A 6,064-nucleotide genomic window follows, 5' to 3' on the forward strand; every position below is an offset into this window, starting at 1 on the left:
GTGAAGCTGCGCGCGCCGCTGCCGCTGAAGAAGGTGGTGGTGATCGACGCCGGTCACGGCGGCCACGACCCCGGCGCCCACGGCGCCTATGGCGTGGAGAAGGACATCAACCTGGCCGCGGCGACGGCGCTCAGGACGAAGCTGGAGAGCACCGGCCGCTACAAGGTGGTGATGACCCGCGACGCCGACGTCTATGTGCCGCTGGAAGACCGGGTGCGCGTCGCCCAGCGCGCCGACGCCGATCTCTTCATCTCGCTGCACTCCGACTCCGCCGCCGAGCCCGGCCTGCGCGGCGCCAGCGTCTACACCCTGTCCGACAAGGCCTTCGCCCGCGCCACCCGCTTCGTGAAGGCCGACGACTGGTTCATGCGCGCCAGCCTGACGTCCGATCCCGGCGTCAGCGACATCCTCTTCGACCTGACCCAGCGAGCGACCAAGAACCGCTCGGCGACCTTCGCCGAGAGCCTGGTGGCCAAGCTCGACGGCCACGCGCCGCTGCTGCGCCGCAGCCACCGCAGCGCCGGCTTCATGGTGCTGCTGGCGCCCGACGTGCCCGCGGTGCTGCTGGAGATGGGCTTCCTCTCCAATGGGCAGGACGAGCAGCGCCTGCGCGACCCGCGCCAGCGCGCCGAGCTGATCGACGGCGTCGCGGCTTCCATCGACGACTATTTCGCCCAGACCAGCCGCATCGCGGCGCGCTGAGGGTCGAATGATTCCGGCGACATAGAGCGTCTCGTAGAGATGAGGGTTGCGGATGACAGCGCTCCGCCCCATTATAGCCGCATCGAATTTCGTTTTGGCTCGGCAGCCCGCTGACAGGCGTCTTGGACTCCCGTCGGCCCCGCCACACGGCCCTCTCCGAAAATTTGATCTCAAGCCCCATCCTGGGTGCGAGAACTCGTGTCCGGAAAGGAACAACATATGCAATTTGGTTCCGTGAAATGGTTCAACCCCACCAAGGGCTTCGGCTTCATCCAGCCTGAAGACGGCGGCGCGGACGTGTTCGTCCACATCTCCGCGGTGGAACGCGCCGGAATGGCGACGCTGAACGAAGGTCAGCGTATCGGCTTCGAGCTGGAGCGCGATAAGCGCAGCGGCAAGATGTCGGCCGGTCAGCTGCAAGCGGGCTGAGGCTCGGGCGGCGGGCGCTGGCCCCCGTCATCGAGACGACCCACGGGCCGGCTCCGCCGGCCCGTTTTCATTCACCATCGGAGCATTACATGGCCAAAGAAGACCTGGTGGAATTCGAGGGCATGATCGTCGAACTGCTGCCAGAAGGCCGCTTCCGCGTCAGGCTCGAGAACGACCACGAGATTCTCGCCTATACGGCGGGCAAGATGAAGAAGAACCGGATCCGCTCCATGGTGGGCGACAAGGTCACGGTGGAGATGACGCCCTATGACATGGATCGCGGCCGGATCACCTTCCGCCATCGGGACGCCGCGCCGCGTATCGGCGGCTCGCCAAGACCTGTCTACCGGCGGCGCTAGTCGCTCCCTCCGCCCGCGGCGCGCTGACGCGAAGCCGTCCACAGACGTTGGCGCCCGGCGCAACGCGCGCTAGACGGACGGGAAGGGGAAAAGGGCGTCCCCCGCGGAGGCGAGCTTAAGTTGAACCCCCCCGAAAAGTGGGTCGCGACAGCCGGCGTGGCCGTTCTGAGCGCCGTGGCGGTGGCGGGATTCTGCGCGGCCATCTGGGCGGCCTGGCTGTTCCACGACATGCCCGACGCCTCGGACCTGGCGGATTATCACCCGCCTACGGCGACGCGGGCCTACGCGTGGGACGGCACCCTGATCGGCGAGTTCTCGCGCGAGCGGCGGATCTTCGTGCCCTACGACAACATGCCGCCGAAGCTGGCGCTGTCGTTTCTGGCGGCCGAGGACCACAACTTCTTCAAGCACGGCGGCGTCGATGTCGGCGGGATGGGCCGGGCCATGGCCAAGAACGTCGTCAACGCCCTGCAGGGCCGCAGATTCGAAGGCGGCTCGACCATCACCCAGCAGGTCGCCAAGAACGTCCTCCTGACCAACGAGCAGACGCTCGGCCGCAAGCTGAAGGAGGCGCTGCTCGCCCGCCGGCTCGAGCAGGTGGTCTCCAAGGAGCGGATCCTCGAGCTCTATCTGAACGAGATCTGGCTGGGCTACCGCTCGTACGGCGTGGGGGCGGCGGCCTACAACTACTTCGGCAAGTCGATCAGCGACCTGGACCTGGCCGAGTGCGCCTACCTGGCCTCGCTGCCCAAGGGCCCCGACAATTACCACCCGATCCGGCGCAAGGCCCAGGCGATCGCCCGCCGCAACTGGGTGCTCGACCAGATGGCCGAGCTGGGCTGGGCCACCCGCGCCGAGGTCGAGGCCGCCAAGCGCGAGGACCTGAAGGTCCAGCCGGAGCCCACGCGGGCCAAGTACCGCGACGCCGACTATTTCGTCGAGGAAGTCCGCCGCCGCGGCCTCGCCACCATGGGCGAGCGGCTGAACGAGGGCGGCTACTACATGCGCACGACCCTCGACCCGGGCCTGCAGAGCGCGGCGCGCACCGCCCTCATGGACGGGCTGGAGTCCTATGACCACCGCCATGGCTGGCGCGGCGCCTGGGGACATGTGACCACCCTCGCCGGTTGGGAAGAGATCGCCAAGAAGACCGCCAAGCCGGCCGAGCGCCGGACCTGGCGCGCGGCGGTGGTCACCGATGTCGGCGGCGGCGTGGTCAAGGTCCGCGCCATGGACGGCGGAACCGGAACCCTGGCGCCGGCCGACGTCGCCTGGGCGCGGGCGGGGAAGGGGATCGGCGTCGGCGACCTGATCTTCGTCGCCCCGGACGAGGCCAATCCTTCGAGCCTGCGCCTGAAGCAGGTGCCGGCGGTCAACGGCGCGCTGGTGGCCATGGAGCCGAACTCCGGCCGGGTGCTGGCCATGGTCGGCGGCTATTCCTTCTCGCTGTCGAACTTCAACCGCGCGACCCAGGCGCTGCGCCAGCCCGGTTCGGCCTTCAAGCCGATCGTCTACGCGACCGCCCTGGAGAACGGCTACACGCCCGCAAGCGTCATCATGGACTCGCCGATCACGCTGGCCGGCGCCAACGGCCAGGCCTGGACGCCGGAGAACTACGAGCACGACTATTACGGCCCGTTGCAGCTGCGCAAAGGCCTGGAGCTGTCGCGCAACACCATGACCGTGCGCCTGGCCCAGGGCGTGGGGATGAACAAGATCGCCGCCAACGCCGAGAAGCTCGAGGTGGTCAAGCACATGGACCGGGTGCTCTCGATGGCGCTGGGCTCGGGCGAGACCACGGTGTTCAAGATGGCGGCGGCCTATTCGACCTTCGTCAACGGCGGCCGCAAGGTCGACCCGCACCTGATCGAGCTGGTCGAGGACCGCGAGGGCAAGACCATCTTCAAGGCTGACCGGCGCGAGTGCGACCGCTGCGACGCCGGCTTCGGCGGCGACGAGAGCCCGCGGATCCCGCTGACCGGCGACCAGGTCTGGAACCCGATCACCGCCTACCAGATCACCAGCATGCTGCAGGGCGTCGTCCAGCGCGGCACCGCCACCGCGGCCCTGACCCTGGGACGCCCCGTCGGCGGCAAGACCGGCACGACCAACGACTACCGCTCCGCCTGGTTCATGGGCTTCTCGCCGAAGCTTGTGGTGGGCGTCTTCGTCGGCTTCGACGACAACCGCAGCCTGGGCGAGCACGAGACCGGCGCGGTCGCGGCGCTGCCGATCTTCATCGAGTTCATGCAGACCGCGCTGAAGAGCGAGCCGCAGGACGACTTCGCCCCGCCGAAGGACGCCAAGTTCGCCATGGTCCGCGGCATCCGCGAGGCCTTCCGCCCGGGCACCGAGCCCAGGGTGATCCAGGCGGCGACCCCCAGCGGGGGCATGGTGGGGCCGCAGCCGTACGACAAGGTCTGGCAGAACGGCGTGACCGGCGCGCCGAGCGCGGCGGCCGCGAGCGCGCCGCCGCCGCCGAAAAAGCCGGCCGAGGACGTCAGCGGCCTCTACTAGCCGCTCTTGCAACCCTTGTGCTGGGGGGCGCCGCGCGCTACCTCCCGCGCCTTGTCTTTAATCGGAGTTCTCCCATGAGAGCGGATGTCGAGGCCGCGAAGGCCGACATCGAGCAGTCGATCGAACTGCTCAGGAGGCGTCTTTGACTGGGAACCGGCGCTTCGAAAACTCGATGAGCTGAACGCGCGGGTCGAGGACCCGACGCTGTGGGACGACGCGGCGGCCGCGCAATCCATCATGCGCGAGCGCACCCGGCTGGCGGCCCAGGTCGACGCGGTGAAGGCGCTGCAGAGCGACCTCGCCGACGCCGTGGGCTATGCGGAGCTGGCGGACGAGGAGGGCGACGAGGGCTCGCTCGACGAGGCCCGCGCCCAGCTCAAGGCGCTCAGGGAACGCGCCAGCCGCGCCGAGCTGGAGGCGCTGCTCTCCGGCGAGGCGGACGGCAACGACGCCTTCGTGGAAATCAACTCAGGCGCCGGCGGCACCGAGTCCAACGACTGGGCCGGCATGCTTCTGCGCATGTACTCCCGCTGGGCCCAGGCCCACGGCATGACCGTCGACTTCCTGGAAGAGACGTCGGGCGAACAGGCCGGCATCAAGTCGGTGACCTTGCAGGTCAAGGGACCCAACGCCTACGGCTGGCTGAAGACCGAGGCCGGGGTGCACCGGCTGGTGCGGATCTCGCCCTTCGACTCGGCGGCCAAGCGGCACACCAGCTTCGCCTCGGTGTGGGTCTATCCGGTGGTCGACGACGAGATCGAGATCGAGATCAATCCGGCGGACGTGCGCACCGACACCTACCGCGCCTCGGGCGCGGGCGGCCAGCACATCAACAAGACCGACTCGGCGGTGCGCCTGACGCACAACCCCACCGGCATCGTGGTGGCCTGCCAGAACCAGCGCTCGCAGCATCAGAACCGCGACCAGGCTTGGAAGATGCTGAAGGCCCGGCTCTACGAGCTGGAGCTGGAGAAGCGCGAGGCCGCGCAGCAGGCGCTGGAGGACCAGAAGACCGACATCGGCTGGGGCCACCAGATCCGCTCCTACGTGCTGCAGCCGTACCAGATGGTGAAGGACCTGCGCACGGAGGTGGAGACCTCCGACACCCAGGGCGTGCTGGACGGCGACCTGGACGAGTTCATGGGCGCGGCGCTGGCCCAGCGGGTCGGCGCGACCCGGGACGCGGCCTGATCTCCCTCGCTTAATCGGGAGGAGAGGGTTCAGCCGCCCTGCAGCACGTACGTGCCCGCGCGCACGAAGCGCTCGGGGTTCTGGACGCGGCCGTTGACCCACACCTCGTAGTGCAGGTGGGTGCCCGTCGAACGGCCGGTGGAGCCCATGCCGCCCAGCTTCGCTCCGGCGGCCAGGCGCTGGCCGGGGCGGACGGCGATGCTGGCGAGATGGGCGTAGCGGGTCTTGAAGCCGCCGCCGTGGTCGATCTCGACGGTCTTGCCATAGCCGGCGCGCACGCCGGTGAAGGTGACTAGGCCTGGCGCAGTGGCGTGCACCGGCGTCATCCGCGCGCCGGGGAAGTCGAGGCCGGGATGGAAGGCCGCGCGCTGGGTGAAGGGATCGATGCGCAGGCCGAAGCTGCTGGACTGGGCCTCGCCCGCGGTCGGCCGGGCGAGCGGCAGCTTCGCGGCGGCGTCGCTGAGCGCCTGGGCCGCCGAAAGGTCCGCTGCGGCTTGCCGGATGCGTTCGGCGAAGGCGGGATCGACGCCGAGCACCGCGGCCAACGCCTTGGGGTCGTCGGCCTCGATCAGCGGCCCGCCGATCGCGCCCGGCTTGCGCGCCGCGGGCGTGACGCCGGCCAGTTTCAATGCCTTGCGCATGCGATCGGCGCGGCTTTGGGCGAAGGCGTCGGCGGCCTCGACCACCTGCTCCTGGCCGGCGTGCACGGCCTGCAGCCGGCCGACCGGGTCGGCGGCGGCGGTCGCCGCGGCCAACGCCTGGGTGATGGGCGGGGTGAGCGCCTGGGCCGCGCCGGGAGCGGTCTTGGCGTCGGTGAGCAGGAGCGCCAGCGCCGCGTGCCGCTGCTCGACCAGCGCCGCCAGCGC

Annotated in this window: 6 protein-coding genes; 5 read left to right on the forward strand and 1 reads right to left on the reverse strand. The window is 69.6% G+C overall.

The features are described 5' to 3' along the window. The 5 genes from VJS38_RS20595 to prfB form a co-directional block, all read left to right on the forward strand. A partial coding sequence (locus tag VJS38_RS20595; protein WP_324090020.1) for an N-acetylmuramoyl-L-alanine amidase occupies positions 1-702 on the forward strand: 702 nt, incomplete at its 5' end. A 219-nt stretch (positions 703-921) separates the two neighbouring features. Next, positions 922-1,131 (forward strand): cold-shock protein, encoded by a 210-nt coding sequence (locus VJS38_RS20600; RefSeq protein WP_324090025.1) that lies wholly within the window; start codon positions 922-924, stop codon positions 1,129-1,131. An 89-nt stretch (positions 1,132-1,220) separates the two neighbouring features. After that, a complete protein-coding gene (gene infA, locus VJS38_RS20605) occupies positions 1,221-1,490 on the forward strand; it encodes a translation initiation factor IF-1 (RefSeq protein ID WP_324090021.1) in 270 nt (89 codons plus the stop codon). A gap of 120 nt (positions 1,491-1,610) precedes the next feature. Then, complete coding sequence (locus VJS38_RS20610) at positions 1,611-4,007, forward strand: penicillin-binding protein 1A (protein ID WP_324090022.1); 2,397 nt, start codon at positions 1,611-1,613, stop codon at positions 4,005-4,007. A 74-nt stretch (positions 4,008-4,081) separates the two neighbouring features. Continuing rightward, positions 4,082-5,198 (forward strand): peptide chain release factor 2 gene (gene prfB / locus VJS38_RS20615; RefSeq protein ID WP_324090023.1). Its coding sequence is split into 2 segments (ribosomal slippage): positions 4,082-4,150 and positions 4,152-5,198, totalling 1,116 coding nucleotides; the frame shifts between segments, so codons are not numbered across the junction. 29 nt (positions 5,199-5,227) lie between these two features. Here the strand turns inward: prfB and VJS38_RS20620 are convergent. After that, the coding region (locus VJS38_RS20620; protein ID WP_324090024.1) for a M23 family metallopeptidase at positions 5,228-6,064 on the reverse strand (837 nt) is incomplete at its 5' end.

Origin of the sequence: Phenylobacterium sp., assembly GCF_035276905.1 — a bacterium.
Lineage (GTDB): Bacteria > Pseudomonadota > Alphaproteobacteria > Caulobacterales > Caulobacteraceae > Phenylobacterium.